Genomic DNA, 15,819 nt, shown 5'->3' with positions numbered 1-15,819 from the left:
GCTGCCCATAGCAGAATCAGACACGCCACAGCACGCAGGCCCACTCGGGTTCGACTCCAAGCTTCAACTCCGGGAGGTCGCAATACCGTCGATGCGACTCATAGTACATACACGTGCGACAGGCTTGTTCGATCTCCGGCGCCTCATCGGCAACGTAGGGCTGCAGCGTGAAGCCCGCGACCCGGAGCTTGTCTTCCAGTCGATCCGGCGCAATCGCTTGCAGCGCGTCAACCGTCCTGCGCACGTCAGCGCTCTCATATGCCCGATCCTGCCACGCTGTGTGCAGGCCATCGGCCAGAGCGCTGCGGATCAGCTCGCGTTGCCGTGAGAGTTCTTCTTCCGACATGCTTACCTCCGCCCGAGCTCAGATACGCCACAGACGACACCACCAGTCGGGCTCGGCCGGCAGATCCAGCTCGGGCAGATCGCACCACTTGCGGTGCACAAGGTAGTACATGCATTCCTGGCAGCGCATGCGGTCTTCGCCGTAAGGCTTGTCGATCCAACCGGTGAGCACCATCTTTCCCACCACGTCATCGGCATCCAAGTCACGGCACTGATCTAGCAGCGCCGCGAACTCCGTGCTCGTGTACGGAAACGGTTCCGTCTGGGTCCGCAGGCCGTCGGCCATCAGCTTGGCCATGCGGGCGCGGATGCTGCCGTCGGGGTCTATCGGCATGGTGCTGTCCTCGTGAGTTCGTCGTTCTTGATTCGCCCTCGCATGATGCAACAGCGCGGCGCGAAGGGTCACTCGCGCCGCACCGCGCCGCGCCCCCACCGCACTCAGGCGGTTCGGAAGCGAGCCAGTTCCTTGCCTGTCTTGGCGTCGTGGGCATGCACTGTGCAGACGAGGCACGAGTCAAACGAGCGCGCGACATGCCCGACCTCGACCGGATCCGAAGGATCGGCAATCGGCGTGCCGATCAACGCCTGCTCGATCGGCCCGAGTTGGCTCTTGCCGTCGCGCGGGCCGACGTTCCAGGTCGTGGGGGCGATGATCTGGTAGTTCTTGATCTTGCCGTCCTTGACTTCGATCCAGTGGCACAGCGCACCACGGATCGCCTCGGTCGCACCCCAGCCGCGGCCGTCGCGCTCGCGCGGCTTGATGTACCAGGGGTCGTTGAGCTTGAACTCGCGCAGGCAGCGTTCGGCTTGCCGGTACAGCTTGATGGTCTCGTGCATGCGGCCGATCTGGCGCAGGTGCACGCTGGCGCCACCCATCTTCTTGTACATGTCGAGGATGAGCGGATCGTAGTGCTGCCAGCTCTCGCCATGCTTGCCGCCGGCAATCAACTGGCGCGCGAGCGGGCCGGCTTCGAGGCGGCCATCGTCCGTGTGCGTGACGGCAGTGGACCACGAGTACTTGCCGTTGTGATCGATGGCATTCTTCTGCACCGGCTTGGTCGTGCGATCAAAAGGGTGCACGTCGGCGGAGCCTTCGTCATACCAAGCGTGAAGAGTGTTCTCACGCAGGAACTTCTGGTCCATCACCTTGTGCGTGTCGGTCTTCCCGTCGTACACACCGCTTTTCATGATGACCGCAGCATTGCGTCCCTCGATCGTCGGCTTTTGGTACTTGTCCTCGTGCGGAAGATAACCCCAGCTGATGTACTTACCCAAGCCCGCGCCGTAGGTATCCAGACCGATGTCCTGTCCCATACGCCAATAGAAGCCGAGGTCCGAGTTCGCGTGCGCCGGTGACTCGTCCAGCCAGGCCATGAAGTCGTCGTAGCTCTTGATCTGTTCGTAGCGCTCGAGCGAGCATCCGAGCCAGAGGCTTTCGAGCCAGTTCTTCTTGAAGTACTCGAGCAGCGACCAGGCGCGCGTGATGTCGGTCAGTGTCGGCGCGCACATCACACCGCCCGGGACCATGTAGCTCGAATGCGGCCACTGGCCACCCAGGAGCGCGTAGATTTCGACCGGCTTGCCCGAGATCGTCACGCCTTGCTCGTACGAGGTGCCAGTGAATGGCGAGAAACGCTTCACCGCTTCCTCGTAGTACTTGCTCTTGCGGTAGTTTTTGTTGGTGAGATCGATCGCGTACAGGCCATAGAAGTAGCGCGGCTGGCTCTGCAGGCTTTCGACGATCTGGCCCAGGTTGCGTGCCAGGATCGCGTTGCGCGGCACCTCGGTCTGCCAGGCCGTGTCGAGCGCCCACGCGGCGCAAGTCAGGTGCGAAGCGCCGCAGATGCCGCAGGCGCGCGGCGTCACGACAAGGCCGGCTTGCGGATCCTTGTCCTTGAGGATGATCTCGAAGCCGCGGAACAGCTCCGCTTGCGTCCAGGCGCTGGTGACGACGCCATCTTTGATGTCAACACGAATGTCGAGATCGCCTTCCACTCGACCGACTGGCGAAATGTCTAGGGTTTGAACTTGAGACATGGTTTTAGCTTTCTGTGTAGGGATTCAAACCACGAAGATGTCTTCTTCGGCCCACTTGGGCGCGGCGTTTTTGGCCGCGGCAGTGAGCGCGAGGTAGCCCTTCTTGTCGACGCCGGTCGGCATGTCCTTGGGCACGCCCATGACGGTTTGCGTCTTGAAGACCGTGCCGGGCGCGAGGTCGAAGAACGGGAACTCGGGCTCGGTGCAGCCCATGCACGGCATACCCGCGCGCGTCTTGCTCGACTGACGGTTCCACAGGATGCGGTTGCACGGAGAGTGCGTCATCGGCCCGCGGCAGCCCAGGTCGTAGAACAGGCAGCCCTTGCGCTGGCCAAACTCGGTGGCGCTGACCTTGTAGGCGAAGTGCATGTTGCGCGTGCAGCCGGTCTGCGTGAACGACTGGAAGAAGGTCTTCGGGCGCTGGAACTCGTCGAGCGTGATGTCGGCGGTGCGGCCCGTGGCGACTGCGACGACGATCTGCGTGATCCAGTCCGGGTGCGCCGGACAGCCGGGGATGTTGATGACAGGCAAGCCGGCCTTGGACTTGTAGGCTGCACCAAGGGCGCCGCCGTTGGCGCGCTTCAGGAACTGAAGTCCCACCGACTCGGACGGGTTCGGGGCCGTGGCCGGAATGCCGCCCCAGGTGGCACAGTCGCCGACCGCGACGGTGAAAGCAGCGACCGCCGAAAGCTCCTTGACCCAGTCTTTCATCGGCCGGCCGCAGAAACGGTTCCACTCGCCGGTGCCGTTGGGCGCGTTGACCACGCTGCCTTCGAACACGAAGATGTCCAGCGGCTTGCGGCCACTGGTCAGGTCCAGCAGCAAGGCCTTCAGGTTGTCGCCCAGTTCCACGCCCAAGGATGGATGCCAGAGAATATTGATGCCGAAATCGGTGACCAGATCACAAGCACTGGGTTCTTCGGCGTTGAGGAAGGACATCGTGTTCCCGGAACACGCGCCTCCCTGAAGCCACAAAAGGTTTGCCATGGAGTCTCCTGGTTCGTAAATGACGTTGCCAAACGGTTGCATCGCGACCGTAAATACGCATGAGGCGTGCCTGACTGGGCCTCTTTGCCCAGAACATAGGGAATACCACGAAGGAGAGGCCGCCAATGGCGGGGTTCTCAGTCTGGCTGTGGCTCATTTCGGTCTGGATTGCGCGCGCAGACGCCGCATCGCTCGCCACCGCCCCACACACAGTGCAAAGTTTGTTGGCTGGTCGGCCGAAAGTGCAAAGCTAGTTCGCGTCCTCGATCGCATCACACCCGCTCGTCTGGTCCGTCGGCGTCCGAAGCCAGCAACACGAGTCCCAAGCATGTCGCCGCCAGCAGCATCCCTGGGAAGCAGGCGTGCCACCAGCCGCGCAGCCCATGTGCCTGACCCGACTGGATCAGAATGCCCCAACTCAGCCGATTGGGGTCGCCCGCGCCGAGGAAGCACAGCCCGGGCTCGATCAGAAGCGCGCTGGCGAAGATCAAGGGCAGCTGAGGCCAGGCCAGCGGCAGCACGTTGGGCACCAGAGGCCTCGCGGCAATAGAAGCCGTCCCGCTTCCCTGCAGCCGTGCGGCATCGACGAATAGGCACCGAGTGCCGAGGCCGAGAAAAGGCCACTTGCTTCCACCTCGGCGTTGGCAACACGTCCGAACACAGCGCAAGCAAGATCGCCCAGCTCCTCGATCTTCTTGATCTCGATGTCCGCGGCTGCTTCCTTGAGTGTGGCGGCGATGACCGGAAGGTACAGGTCGGCCTCCTGGGGCTGGTACTTCTGCAATGTGCGCAGCGCTCGAACCAATTCTTCCGGGCGACGGCCAAGCAGTCCGAATGCGTGGCTGGCCACCGGCTGGCTGGGAATGACTTTGACGCCCTCCTGGTGCAGTGTCTGGAGCACGTATTCCACGTAGTCCTCTCCCAGCGTCGGGTAGTCGACCGACGTGGCTCCTTCGAAGGCGTTTTTCCCCTGCACCGTCATCCCCACCACCTGGGCACGGTGTGAGCCGGTACCGATGAAGATGAAGTGGCCAGGAGTGTCCGGGGTCAAGTTGACCGCGTCGCGCGCGGCCTTGAAGGCTTGCATGAGGGCAATGCCGGCGTCTGAGGTGAGCATGTGCTGGACTTCGTCCACGATGAATACCAGATCCGTTTTTGCCTGGCCAATGACTTCCTGCGCGACCTGAGCGATGGTGACACTGTTGGCCGTACCGAGGTCCGCAATCTCAAAGCCGAAGGTGAAGCCCGCACCGCCCACGTCCAGGCTCTTGATCCTCTTCAGACGAGACAACACGGTGCCGCTCGCGGATTGCAACTCTTTCAACGCCGAGCGCAGTGCGGCGTGGATCAGGGTGCTGGGGTCTGCGCTGACGTCAGACCACAGGTCGACATAGACCACCAGTGCGCCAGCGTTCTCCAGTGCGGGGATCAGGTCCTGGCGCAAGAAGGTGGATTTGCCGGTGCGGCGCAGGCCAGAGAGGAACAAGCCTGAGCGAAGGCCCTGGTCGAGCACGCCGGGGCTCAGCAGTTGCTTGGCCATGTCGTGCGCGAGGTCGGGGCGGTGGTAGATGGGACTCATAGCCTAAGTTATTCAAACGGGATAACTAGCGATTCTGCCTAACTCGGCCCAACTTGCAAGGGCCGCACCGTGGAGAAGGCTCAAACCAGCTGGTGCCGTGGCCTGCGGTCACTGCCGCCGCGCGCGCTTCGGCCACCCCGGCGCGGGCTGAGCGTTTACAACTTTACTGGTCTTGAGGGTTACAAATTTAGTTGTCTGGGCGCGGGAATTTTCGGCATTTAAGAACCACGGGTGCCTAACCGTTATTAGATAAACGCAGCTGCTTAACTTGGAAAATGGTCGCGCTCAATCTTTTGCGGACACAACGCTCAGGATTGACGTGAAGTAATGGCATCCCCTGAGGCGTACCAATCGAGGAAGCGACGCTGAACACGCTCATGGGTGTTCGCATCGCTCACACGAGGTTCGTAAGGTGCGTAGATATGCACATACAGTGTGTGCTGGCGGGCGTACGACTCACCCCCACGAAGATGGTTGCGCCGGACATCGCGCCACTCCAGCGCCTGTGGACTTGCAATGAGAGTGCGCACCCACGCCGGATCGACAACCCGACCCACCCAAGAATAGAGGGTGGTCAGTTCGCCTGCGTCCATGCTGCGCAACTCGATGATGAGAAGCTCGGTGGCGAGCATGTGGACACCGACGTCGATACGGTGCACGAGACCGACCTCGGGCGTGCACTTGGCTATGCGTTTATGCGAGCATTCGGTGGTGAAATTTGGTTCATCGTAATGGAATGGTTTGGTCGCTACGGTTGTCATTTCGTGATCTCCTTTCATCCAAGCTCTCACGAAATCTTTCCCCGTCAAGTCCACAAAATCCTCTTTTTTCAGATCCTCTCGCTCAGATGTCGATGCCCAAAATCAGATGGGCATCGACACAAACTGCACTGCCTCAAGCCCCCTGCCGCCGAGGACCTCAGCCCAACGGAAGCAACAGGCTCACTGGCTGGTTCTCATCGCTCCAGCGCCGGTCGTAGGCGGTGGTTGTCGTGATGCAGGCGTGCCCCAGGAAATGCCGCACCTCGTTGAGGTCAGCACGCTCACGCAAAGCGAGCGTGGCGGCCGTGACCCGCAGCGCATGCGCAGAAAACCTCTCTCCCACCACTCCGATCTGCGCCAGGTAGGGCTGCACAATGCGCTGGGCCACAGCACCAGCAGTGAGTCCAGCAGATTTGAGTGCTGTGTCGGACTGCCTTTGACGCCGCGACTGCTGAGAAGCGTTGGTCTGCAAATTGTGGGGAGCCTCCAAGCCGCGCTCCAACGCCGCGGTGTGCGGCTCGATATTTGGGGCCGTGCTGGCGCGTCGCCCGGTACCCCCTCTGTCATTCAAAAACCCACCCTCCTCCTCCTCAATATGACGAACTTGAGGATTGACATCGCACCCGGCACCGGAGTGACGGCGGACTGCCTTCATCCGCACGAACAGCCGCTCATCGCTTTGAGGCTCCGCGCCCCTCATCGCCAGGTAGTGCTGCACCCTATCGCGCATGAGGGGTGCGGCGGCAATGAACCGTGTCTTGCCACCCTTGCCGAGCACTCGCAGGTGCGACACACCCGCGCGCTGACAATCAAAATCCCGCACGCGAAGAGTGACGACCTCCGCGCGGCGCAGACCGCCCAACAGCATAACGGCCAAGATCGCACGGTCTCGCACGCCCTTGAGCGTGTGCGCATCAGGCGCCTCCAGCAGAGCCTGGGCTTGCTCCAAAGAAAGAGCTGGCGTCTTTCCCTCGTGGCTTTCCAGGCGCGGCCTGCGCACGCCGCGTGCCGGGTTCGTGGGGATGAGCTGCTCATCGACGAGATGCTCCAGCAGCGAGGACAGGGCTGCGAGCTTGCGGCGTTGGGTGCTCGGCGACAGGCCTTGGGTCTGCAGGTGGTGGCGCCAAGCCAGCACATGGGAGCGCGCGACCTGCAGCAACTCGCACGGGGTTTGCAACCCCGAAAACGCCGCAAAATCTCGCACGTCGGCGGCGTAGGCGCGCCGGGTGCAGGCGCTGGCGAAGTTGGCAAGCCACTGGGTCTCGATGGTCATGAGGCCCAGTTGCGCGAAGCGTCTTGCGGCGCTGTCTCGCTCAGGGTCTCGCTTGAGGTTCAGCCCTGGGCTGCACTCGGCGTCGCAGTGGAGGCCGTAGATGTGAGAGGAAACACTGTCGGGAATTTGTTCGTGTGAATGCATCGAAGTTGGGTGTCTCCCCTTCCCTGCACGGTGCAGAAAAATCTGGGGGTCCCTGTATCGATAACATGTGTTTTCGATACGTCAAGGGCAGGAGCCGACGCTTCGCTGCAGTTCTCGACTTCGTCGATTTAGGGCAGCGGTGCAGCCATTTGCCGTCCTTAGGTTGCCATGTTCTTATTCACGCTATCGGCTGCTTAACCGTCAACCGCTCGGAAGAACCTGTGATCCGCGAATGACCGGCGCGAAGGGCGCAGCAGTCATTCACGACGTTCAGGCTTGGACAGCGGATCAAGCCTTCAGATGTCCTCCTACGACTTCGAAGGCCAGTCAGCATGTCTGGCGAAAACACCTGTTCGTCCGAGCAGTATTGACGTCAAAGCGTTACTTGCGCCAGCTCGGCCAGTCCTGCGGCACTAGCGCGGGCGGGTTCATCCAAGGGTCTTCAACCAGCGCGTCCTGGAACCAGTCATCAGCGAAGTTGGCATGTTCGGTGACGATGAGCTGGAAGCCCGGTACCAGCTCCTTGGTGTAGTTCAGCAGCGTCTCGAACAGCTTCTTGGCAGCCTCGAGGTCGGCGTCCACACGCTTGACCTGTTCCGCATCCCCCGCCACCGATTCATAAATGGTCTGCGACGGAAAATAGACTTGGGTGGGCTGGTCCAGCATAAGGAAGCGAGGAATCGGGATACGGTTTTCCGAGGCGTAGTGGTGCAGGGCCAGAAGAGCAGAGATGTGATACGCCAGCCAGTTCGCGCCCCCACCTGTTCGAATCATGGGAACCGGATTTCCTGGACGTTGCACCACCACGGTCAGATTGCGCATGTCCAGACGGAAGGGAAACTCCGAGAAGAAGGCCTTGAACTCCTTCACCAACGTGGTCATGGTGCCGGAAATGTGGGTGATAACCGATTCCATACGCGCGTCTGCATCATCGTCGGCGCCCGCGTTCTGGTTAACCTGGTCAAGCTTCGCCTGCAGCCGCTCGACCTTGAGCTTCAGCGTGCTGATGGCATTGCTTGGATTCAAGCTGTCCAGATAGAAGCTGACTCGGCCCTGAACCTTCAGTGCACGTGCGTTGGCGTCTTCCTGCGCTGCTGCCTTCTCATCGGTCAGGACAGCGACGTTGAGGTCGACCTCGACCTCGCGGATGGCGTCCTTCAGTTGGCTGGAGCGGTCGGTGAGCGCTGCCAGGTGCTCATCGAGGCGAGGGCGCGCGCCACCAACTTGCTCAAGCTCGCTGTCCAGGCTCGATAGCTCGGCCATAAGCGACTCAGCGATGCCATCCATGCGGGCGTCTTCCTCTTTCAGGAATGGCCACTGCCAGGCGCCATTCGATGCACGCGGCAGTGCATTGATAGACTCAAGGCGGGAGCGCTGCTCTTGGGCCTCGGTCTGGAAGTCGGACGCGCCTTTGACGTACCGCTGCGCGGATGAAATCTGGTCCAGGACTTGGCGGCGCTCTGCCCGCAGATTTGAACGACGAGCCTGGAGCTTCGCCATTTCACTCTCGGCCATGAGCGCTACCTGCCCGGGCCGCCAGTTAAGGACCTCTCGAAGGGACACGACCAGGTCGCTTTCGGCTCCATCCGTGCTTGGCCCGGCACGGCCTGGGGAGTTGCTGAAAGGGATGCCGACTGTCCGCGCCTCAGCCAGCAGGCCCAAGCCGCGCGTATCCAGGGCATCCTCCGTCTCTTGTGCCAGCTTCAGTTCTTTCTGAGCAATCTTCAGCTCTCGCTGCGTCGCACGTCGGTTCGCCTCAGTCTCCATGTCGCCGACGTTGGAGATGCCGAAGAGGACGGCAAAAGTGTCACGGATGGTCTGAGGGAGGTGCTCCTCTGCCTGCCGGTAGAACAGGAGCTCCTTGCTGGCCACCAAGCCTTGCTTCTGGAAGAGATAGAACGCCGTGTGCTTAACGTTGACGGAGTAGCCGGTGCGGCTGCTGCGCTCCGGAACCGGAGTCTTGGTCTCCGGGATGCCGAGCAGGGAAGAGAGCAGTTCGTGAACAAGCTCATCGCCACCGTTGTGCTTCAGGTCGTCGAATTCCGGCGTGCGAATCTGCCTCCCCCGCAAGACCATCGCGAGCGAGCACTGAACCTGACCCGGCTTGGGGTTTGGCTTGGCAGCGAACACCTGCTCGTTTGGAAACTGGAAGGTGACCGCGAACCACGACACCTTCTCGCGGATGAAGCCCTCCGCAATCTTGCACTCATCCCCGCCCATGCAGTACTCGACGATGTCCGACAGGGAAGATTTACCCGTCGAAGCTAGGCCGGTGATGATGTTGAGCCCATCGGGATTCAGGGTGAGGTTGCGCCTGCGGCCATCGTGGCTGTAGATGTGAATCGAAGCAATCTTCATGGGCGGATGGACAAGCTGGTGTAGACCGTCGCGCGGTCGTTAATCTGGGCGAAATTGCGACCGAGGACGATTGCGGCGGCGCGGCACCTCTCGGCGTCGTCGGTGTTCAACGGCTGAGGCGACATCCGTCTGGGGATGAGGCTGATGCAGCCGTCATCTCCCACCTTGATGCAGTCCTTGCTTGCGAGCAGTGCGAAGGCCTCTGTGGCGTACTGGACCAGCGCCCGCGCCCGCTCAGCGAAGTCGACCAGCAAGTCCGGGCGAAGCGCGAACACACGCAGGACGGAAAGCCGCTTGTTCTCCAGAATCTCCTCGCGCGAGGCTTGGTGCAGGCACATCGGCAGGACAATCAGCGTCAAGGAGTAGGGCATTGGCTTCCTCGCAATGCGTTCGTACTCGCGGATGGCTGCAGCCAAGACCACCGCGCAGAACGCCGGGTTGAAGAGGTTCCGCTCTTCAAAAGGTCGAGAGGACCAGTCCCTCATGCAGGCACCTTCGATGTGGCAGCCTTCAGGCGCATGAGGAACTGGGGATGCCAGTGCACACGGGGCATCGGTTTCTCGTCTGCGAGGATGTGGAAGCTGCCACGGCGAACAAAGTCCTCCGTGACGTCCTTGCGGATTTGCAGGCCCTTGGATTGGTTCTCGGCCCAGTCATACAGCTGGCGGCCCGCAGCTTGGAATTCGGCCTCGTTCTGTGGTGCCTTCATCATTGCCCAGCCTCTGGCGCGCTTCCATTCTTCGACCAGGCGCAGCTCGAACTTCCGAATCTCGCCGCCAACGAGGGCGTTGACTCGGGTCCAGTGCGCACGTTGGGCGAACGCGCGGTAGAAGTCCAGAATTGCCATCTCCAGGCTGTCGCTGGACATGCCAATCGCCCGCAGCTGCTCGACGAACTGCCGGGTGTCCTTCATCGCGTCGATTTCCTCATCAGGGTAAGCGTCGTCGAAGGTGATTGGCAGGCGCTCGTCGTAGTACTCGCTGTTGACCTGCGCAAACTTCGCCCAGACCTCAGCGCCGGTGATGGGCTTGCGCTCACCCTGGATGAGCTCGATGGCTTCCCTGAGCCACCACCCTTCCATGCGTTCGCGGACATCAATGCGGAACTTCGCTGCTACCGACCGCAGGAGCGGGGCGAAGGCGGTGTCGAGCTCCTTGATGCGCAGCGAACTGTCGGCAATCACGATGCGGGCCAGAAAGTCGTCCTGTTGGGTCGCGGTCAGGGAGCTGAACGTGGTCTCAATCTGCGCACTCAGCGCGGCCTTCGAGCCCTTGAGTTCAGTGACGAGCTGGATGGCGAAGCCCGCTGGCTTTGCATCGGCACCGTCGAGGAAATACCGAAGCAGCGAAGTGGGACCGACGCGCGCCGTCGTCGCCATGCAGTACGAGTGGTCGCAGGCGAGGTTGCCGTCCCGGATGTACCGGTCGAGCCAGATGCGGACGGACTTCCAGAAGTCGGTCGACAGCGTGCCCACGGTCTCACCGACCTGCTTGTGCTTCAGCGATATCAGCGTTTTCTTGCCGTCGACGTCGCGCAGTTCGACGTCGTCGTCGGCCTCGATGAGCAGTGCTTGGCTCTCGTCCTGCTTCATCAGGTGCGCGAGCGCAAAGCGAATCTGATAGACGTAGCCGAGCCCCTGCTCGCCGGCTGCGTACTTGTCCGTGTGTGTTGCCACTGGTCCTCCCTTGCTTGCCCGCGACCAATCACGGGTCAGATGCCCATGTCCTGGGTCTTCAGGTTCCTGCCGCTACAGGAATCATATCCATCGACTGGAGCGTTCGTTCGTGCCGGTACGCTGTTTGATCCGCGGTCCAGCGCCTGGAGCCAAGAGTGAAGTCGTCGGTCAGAACCACCGGCGTCCACTGACCGATGTTTATGTTCGCCGCCGATTCTGTCCGCGGCTCTGAATGACTCAATCAGTCTGAAGCCGCGACCCGGCTAGTAAGGACGCCGCGGAAGCGCCACCCGATAGCGGGAGGCAGCGCAACCTCTAGCGCCTTCACACCGATTTGGCACTTTAGTGACAGTGATAAGGCTGAGAGCCGGCGTGACAACCGTTCCTATCAGTGCCGCCTGAGTGTGCATGAGCAAACGAGACTGTCGCCAATGCCACCAAGAACAAAGCAATTCCTCTCCTCATATCCGTTCTCCTTTTCGGGTTGAAGCAAATCAGAATCTTCTCGTGCCACCAGCGTAGCTAGAACAGCAAGTCGAGAAGCCACGCACTCACACAGTGCGCCATGTCAAATCTAAGGGCTCGACGCCCTGGCAATATCCTCTATATGTGGGAGCAATGACCACTACCGTGAGAAAGTTGCAGTTTCCCTAGATGGAAGAATGCGGCAGCCTAGCTGACACGGCGCCCGCGACGACGCGAGCTACCTAGTTGTCGTAGCGACGAACGACTGCGTAGCCGCTGTTCCACCCTGGTCGCCCTGGGCGAAGTTCAGGGCTATCCAGCCATTAGGCTCGACGGCTCTTGAACTTCGCGTGGTCGCTCAACGTTTCTACAATCGTGTTGCGCACTTTGCGCATTTTCATCACTCGAAAGTAGATAAATCCATGGCAACTGCAAAGAAGACCACGGCTGCGAAGAAGGCAGCACCCGTCGCGAAAAAGGCTGTCGCAGCCCCCAAGGCCGCTGTGGCCAAGAAGCCGGCCGCGAGCCTGGCGCTCCTGAGGCCGATCAAGACCGCCTTCAACAAGACTACGCTGCAAGCTCACCTGGCTGAAGTCGCCGGCGTCGATCCGAAGGCCGCCAAAGCGGTCCTGGCAGCACTGGAAGCCACGATCGTTGCCTCCATGAGCAAGAAGGGCCTGGGCGAGTTCACGCTGCCAGGTCTGCTCAAGATCACCGCGCAGGCGATTCCGGCGAAGAAGAAGCGCCGCGGCATCGACCCCTTCACCAAGGTCGAGCGCGAATTCGCAGCCAAGCCCGCCACCGTGCGCGTGAAGGTCCGCCCCCTGAAGAAGATCAAGGACGCCTCCCTCTAAGGTGTCCCGGGCGCTTGGCCGCAAGCTGAGCGCCCAGTTCAGCAGCGCTGTATCTGGGGGCAAGCCACGAAGAGCCCCACTAAGCCAATCCTGCGCACTCCAAGAAGCTCGTGCTCACGCTGGTCGAACGCCCGTTCCAGACGGCAGTCTCTCGTCGGGGGACGATCGAACGCTCCCGCTCATGCCGGAAGCTGACATTCGCTCAGCATCGCAGACAATGCCTAGATGAGCCGCCAATCCATTTTCATCAGCCATGCCACGCCTGAGGACAATGGCTTTGTGAGTTGGCTTGGCGCTCGCTTGGAGCTTTCGGGATTCTCCGTCTGGCACGATCTCGGCCGCCTCAAGGGCGGCGACTACTTCTGGGACAAGATTGAACGGGCCATCCGGAATGAGTCCTACCGCTTCTTGGCCGTGGTCTCCACGGTCGCGGTGGACAAGCAAGGCGTTAAGGACGAATGGGCGCTGGCTCAGACCATTGAGAAGTCGATGCCGGGCTTCGTGATCCCGCTGCGCTTAGACAAGTACGATTTCTCGCTGCTGCCCATCGGGATCCACCGCAAGAACGTGATCGACTTCGCCAACGGATGGCACGCGGGCTTGGCCGACCTGCTCGACACGTTGACCGAGGCCAATGCGCCCAAGGTGGCGGCCCCCGATCCGCGCTCCGCCAGGCACTGGCTCGCCGAAGTGAAGGAGGGCGCGATATTGCGCACCGAGTCTAAGGAATCGCTGGACTCGACATGGCTCAGCGTTGTCTCGCTGCCACCGATCGAGACCGCCCGCATCTTGGGAAGCGAGCGAGAGATCAAGGTCACTGACCTCAACCGCGGCATCCCTTGGTTCGAGCATGAGGACCGCATCGTCGGCTTCGCCAAGGCGGCCGACCTCGTCTCCAACATGTCCAAGTCGGTCATGCTCAAGGCCTCCGCTGGCGTGGACTCGACCATGTTCATTCAAAGCGGCGCCACTTTCGGCGACAAGTACGTCGATGCGCGTGAGGCCCGCAAGCGCGTCGCCAACCTCGTGCGGCAGGCCTGGGAGCTCGCTATGGAGGCCAAGGGCCTCGGCGTCTTTGAGCAAGCTGGCGGGCGCAAGGTCTTCTATGTCACGCCCGAGCTCACCAAGGGTCGCGGCGAGAAGGTCGCATTCATTGACGTCGATGGCCGGAAGCGCCGTAAAGGGCTCAATGGCCGCAGCGAGAAGAAGAAGGCCAATTGGTGCTACGCAGTGGGCATGGTGCCCCAGTTCGACGAGCCGTGGCGGATCGAGCTGCGCGCCACAATCGTCTTCACCGATGAAGAAGGCAAGCCGTTCGACGTGCCAGCAAAGGCGCACCGCCTGAGAATGAGCTTTTGCCGCAGTTGGTGGAATGACCGCTGGCGCGGCTTCCTGCGTGCCTTCCTCGCCGTAGTCGCAGACGGTGCTACAGAGATCCAGCTGCCAGTGGGCTCGGGCCGCGAGGTCGTTGTGTCTGCCACGCCGATCATGTTCAGTTCGCCCGTGGGCCTCTCCGACTTGGCGCCATCCATCGACGACGATCCTGTCGATGAGCCCGACGACGAATTGGGCGAGGTCGATGACTTCGACGCCGACGACGTTCCGGCATGACCCTCGAACTCAATCTGATCGAGATCGCTGAGCCCGAGCTGCTTTTCGGCTATGGGCAGTCCATGGAGCATCCCAAGGACGGCCTGCTGCTGTATGGCCCAAAGGAGAGCCCTCAGGCGGGGTCGAAGCTGCGCATCGGCGTGGTCTCCACAAAGGAGGGCCTGCGCCGGTACTCGGCGTGCGTAGCGCGCTTGGCCAAGCCCATCGCACCGGCGCTGGCTGACAACCCCAACCACACCATGTTTCCGGGCTTCCAAGCCCTGTTCGGCGTGGAGTGGCCCACTCAGCCCGCGACATGGCTGGAAATCGACGCTGCCGCGCTTGCCAATGCGATCCGCATCTCAGATCGCCACCAGGCGATCCACAAGGCCGTCTCTCTCTATTCCGATGCGATCGCCAACCACTTGCGCGACGGCAGCGAATCGACCATCGATCTGTGGATGGCCGTCGTGCCCGAGGATGTCCACAAGTATTGCCGCCCGCAGTCCAAAGTCGAGGCCAGCCAGAAGCAGCGCTCCGGCGTGCTGATGGACAAGGCGGCGGCGACCCGGCTGCTCAAGGCTCCGGGCCTGTTCGAGGAAGACAACGCGTCGGCCGAGATTTACCTCTACGAGCTCGACTTCCACAATCAGCTCAAAGCCCGGCTGTTGGAGCACAAGGCGGCGGTGCAAGTGGTCCGCGAGACCACGCTCGCACCCGAAGAATTCGTCCGCGAGAACGGCATGCCTGGCCGTGGCCTTCAAGACCCTGCGACCCTTGCGTGGAATCTCGCCACGACCTGCTTCTTCAAGTCCGGCGGCAAGCCTTGGCAGCTTGCGGCATCGCGCCCGGGCGTCTGCTATGTCGGCATCGTCTTCAAGAAGGATTCGTCTTCGGCCGAGCCGGGCAACGCCTGCTGCGGCGCCCAGATGTTCCTCGACTCCGGCGACGGCGTCGTGTTTCGCGGAGCGGTCGGCCCATGGCTCACCTCGACCAAGGACGACTTTCACCTCCCCAAGGAGAAGGCCAAATCCCTGATGGCGATGGTCGTGGACTCATATCGCAAGAACCATCGCGGTGAGGCCCCCAAGGAGCTCTTCATCCACGGTAAGACGCGTTTCTCGGCCGAGGAGTGGGAGGGCTTCAAGGAAACCGTGCCTCCCGAGACCAATGTGGTGTGCGTACGTATCCGCCAGGACGCGGGCCTGAAGCTCTACCGGCACGGCACGATAAACATCGCCCGAGGTGTGGGCTGGGTTAGATCGCGGTGGATGGCGTATCTCTGGACCAAAGGCTTCGTGCCGAGGTTGCAGACCTATGCCGGCCGCGAGGTGCCCAACCCGCTGTCGATCGAGATTTGCCGAGGGGTGGCGGACATCAAGCAGGTCATGGCGGACGTGCTCGCCCTGACCAAGCTCAATTACAACGCGTGCATCTTCGGAGACGGCGTACCGGTGACACTACGCTTCGCCGATGCGGTCGGTGAAATCTTGACGGCTGCGCCTCGGAAGAACGAGCTGCCTCCACTCCCGTTTCGCTACTACATCTGACTCGATACCCGAAGGGAATAACACGGCTTGGCTTCAGAGGGTGACTGACAGCAAGCTCTGCACAGTCGTAGTTCGGTGCTCGACAGGCGCCTTCAGACTGATTGCTGCCACTTAGGGCTACGCTGAATAAGTCGAGAGGTGGCGCGAGGTTTGCATGTATCGAGTCACCAGAGACACGAAGGTGAAGATGAAGCAACAGAC

General features: G+C 61.5%; 14 protein-coding genes. 3 read left to right on the top strand and 11 right to left on the bottom strand.

Annotation, left to right across the window (positions count from 1 at the left end):
- Positions 1 to 16: 16 nt before the first annotated feature.
- From ACTIF6_RS20465 to ACTIF6_RS20415, 11 genes are all read right to left on the bottom strand, one after another.
- Positions 17 to 346, bottom strand: coding sequence for a hypothetical protein (locus ACTIF6_RS20465; protein ID WP_182120463.1), 330 nt, complete (start codon positions 344 to 346; stop codon positions 17 to 19).
- Positions 347 to 364: 18 nt separating this feature from the next.
- Entirely contained in the window at positions 365 to 679 is a 315-nt protein-coding gene (locus ACTIF6_RS20460) for a hypothetical protein (RefSeq protein ID WP_182120462.1), read from the bottom strand.
- A gap of 104 nt (positions 680 to 783) precedes the next feature.
- Positions 784 to 2,382, bottom strand: a complete 1,599-nt coding sequence (locus ACTIF6_RS20455) for a nickel-dependent hydrogenase large subunit (RefSeq protein WP_182120461.1) — start codon at positions 2,380 to 2,382, stop codon at positions 784 to 786.
- 24 nt (positions 2,383 to 2,406) lie between these two features.
- Entirely contained in the window at positions 2,407 to 3,369 is a 963-nt protein-coding gene (locus ACTIF6_RS20450) for a hydrogenase (protein ID WP_182120460.1), read from the bottom strand.
- A 272-nt stretch (positions 3,370 to 3,641) separates the two neighbouring features.
- Positions 3,642 to 3,890 (bottom strand): hypothetical protein, encoded by a 249-nt coding sequence (locus ACTIF6_RS20445; RefSeq protein ID WP_322315763.1) that lies wholly within the window; start codon positions 3,888 to 3,890, stop codon positions 3,642 to 3,644.
- Positions 3,857 to 4,948, bottom strand: coding sequence for an AAA family ATPase (locus ACTIF6_RS20440; protein ID WP_182120458.1), 1,092 nt, complete (start codon positions 4,946 to 4,948; stop codon positions 3,857 to 3,859). Before ACTIF6_RS20440 ends, ACTIF6_RS20445 begins: the two co-directional genes overlap by 34 nt.
- Before the next feature lie 308 nt (positions 4,949 to 5,256).
- On the bottom strand, positions 5,257 to 5,709 hold the full coding sequence (locus ACTIF6_RS20435) for a hypothetical protein (protein ID WP_182120457.1): 453 nt from the start codon (positions 5,707 to 5,709) through the stop codon (positions 5,257 to 5,259).
- Between the two features lie 157 nt (positions 5,710 to 5,866).
- Complete coding sequence (locus tag ACTIF6_RS20430) at positions 5,867 to 6,982, bottom strand: tyrosine-type recombinase/integrase (protein WP_439589769.1); 1,116 nt, start codon at positions 6,980 to 6,982, stop codon at positions 5,867 to 5,869.
- 525 nt (positions 6,983 to 7,507) lie between these two features.
- The gene (locus ACTIF6_RS20425) at positions 7,508 to 9,484 is read right to left on the bottom strand and encodes a DUF3732 domain-containing protein (protein WP_204735894.1); all 1,977 of its coding nucleotides are present in this window, start codon (positions 9,482 to 9,484) and stop codon (positions 7,508 to 7,510) included.
- Positions 9,481 to 9,969 carry a three component ABC system middle component gene (locus ACTIF6_RS20420; RefSeq protein WP_204735895.1) on the bottom strand — a complete coding sequence of 163 codons (489 nt, stop codon included), beginning with the start codon at positions 9,967 to 9,969 and terminating at the stop codon, positions 9,481 to 9,483. Before ACTIF6_RS20420 ends, ACTIF6_RS20425 begins: the two co-directional genes overlap by 4 nt.
- Positions 9,966 to 11,075, bottom strand: coding sequence for an ABC-three component system protein (locus ACTIF6_RS20415; protein ID WP_439589768.1), 1,110 nt, complete (start codon positions 11,073 to 11,075; stop codon positions 9,966 to 9,968). Before ACTIF6_RS20415 ends, ACTIF6_RS20420 begins: the two co-directional genes overlap by 4 nt.
- A 971-nt stretch (positions 11,076 to 12,046) precedes the next feature.
- Between ACTIF6_RS20415 and ACTIF6_RS20410 the strand changes: the two genes are divergently transcribed.
- From ACTIF6_RS20410 to ACTIF6_RS20400, 3 genes are all read left to right on the top strand, one after another.
- Entirely contained in the window at positions 12,047 to 12,478 is a 432-nt protein-coding gene (locus tag ACTIF6_RS20410) for an HU family DNA-binding protein (protein WP_204735904.1), read from the top strand.
- Between the two features lie 225 nt (positions 12,479 to 12,703).
- Complete coding sequence (locus ACTIF6_RS20405) at positions 12,704 to 14,089, top strand: toll/interleukin-1 receptor domain-containing protein (protein ID WP_204735897.1); 1,386 nt, start codon at positions 12,704 to 12,706, stop codon at positions 14,087 to 14,089.
- Positions 14,086 to 15,618: an argonaute/piwi family protein gene (locus ACTIF6_RS20400; protein ID WP_204735898.1), complete on the top strand. Its 1,533-nt coding sequence runs from the start codon at positions 14,086 to 14,088 to the stop codon at positions 15,616 to 15,618. Before ACTIF6_RS20405 ends, ACTIF6_RS20400 begins: the two co-directional genes overlap by 4 nt.
- Positions 15,619 to 15,819: the final 201 nt, after the last annotated feature.

This window comes from Hydrogenophaga sp. (assembly GCF_051860785.1).
Taxonomy (GTDB): Bacteria; Pseudomonadota; Gammaproteobacteria; order Burkholderiales; family Burkholderiaceae_C; genus Hydrogenophaga.
The sequence above is the reverse complement of the archived record's forward strand: the minus strand, read 5'-3'. Positions and strand labels throughout refer to the sequence as shown.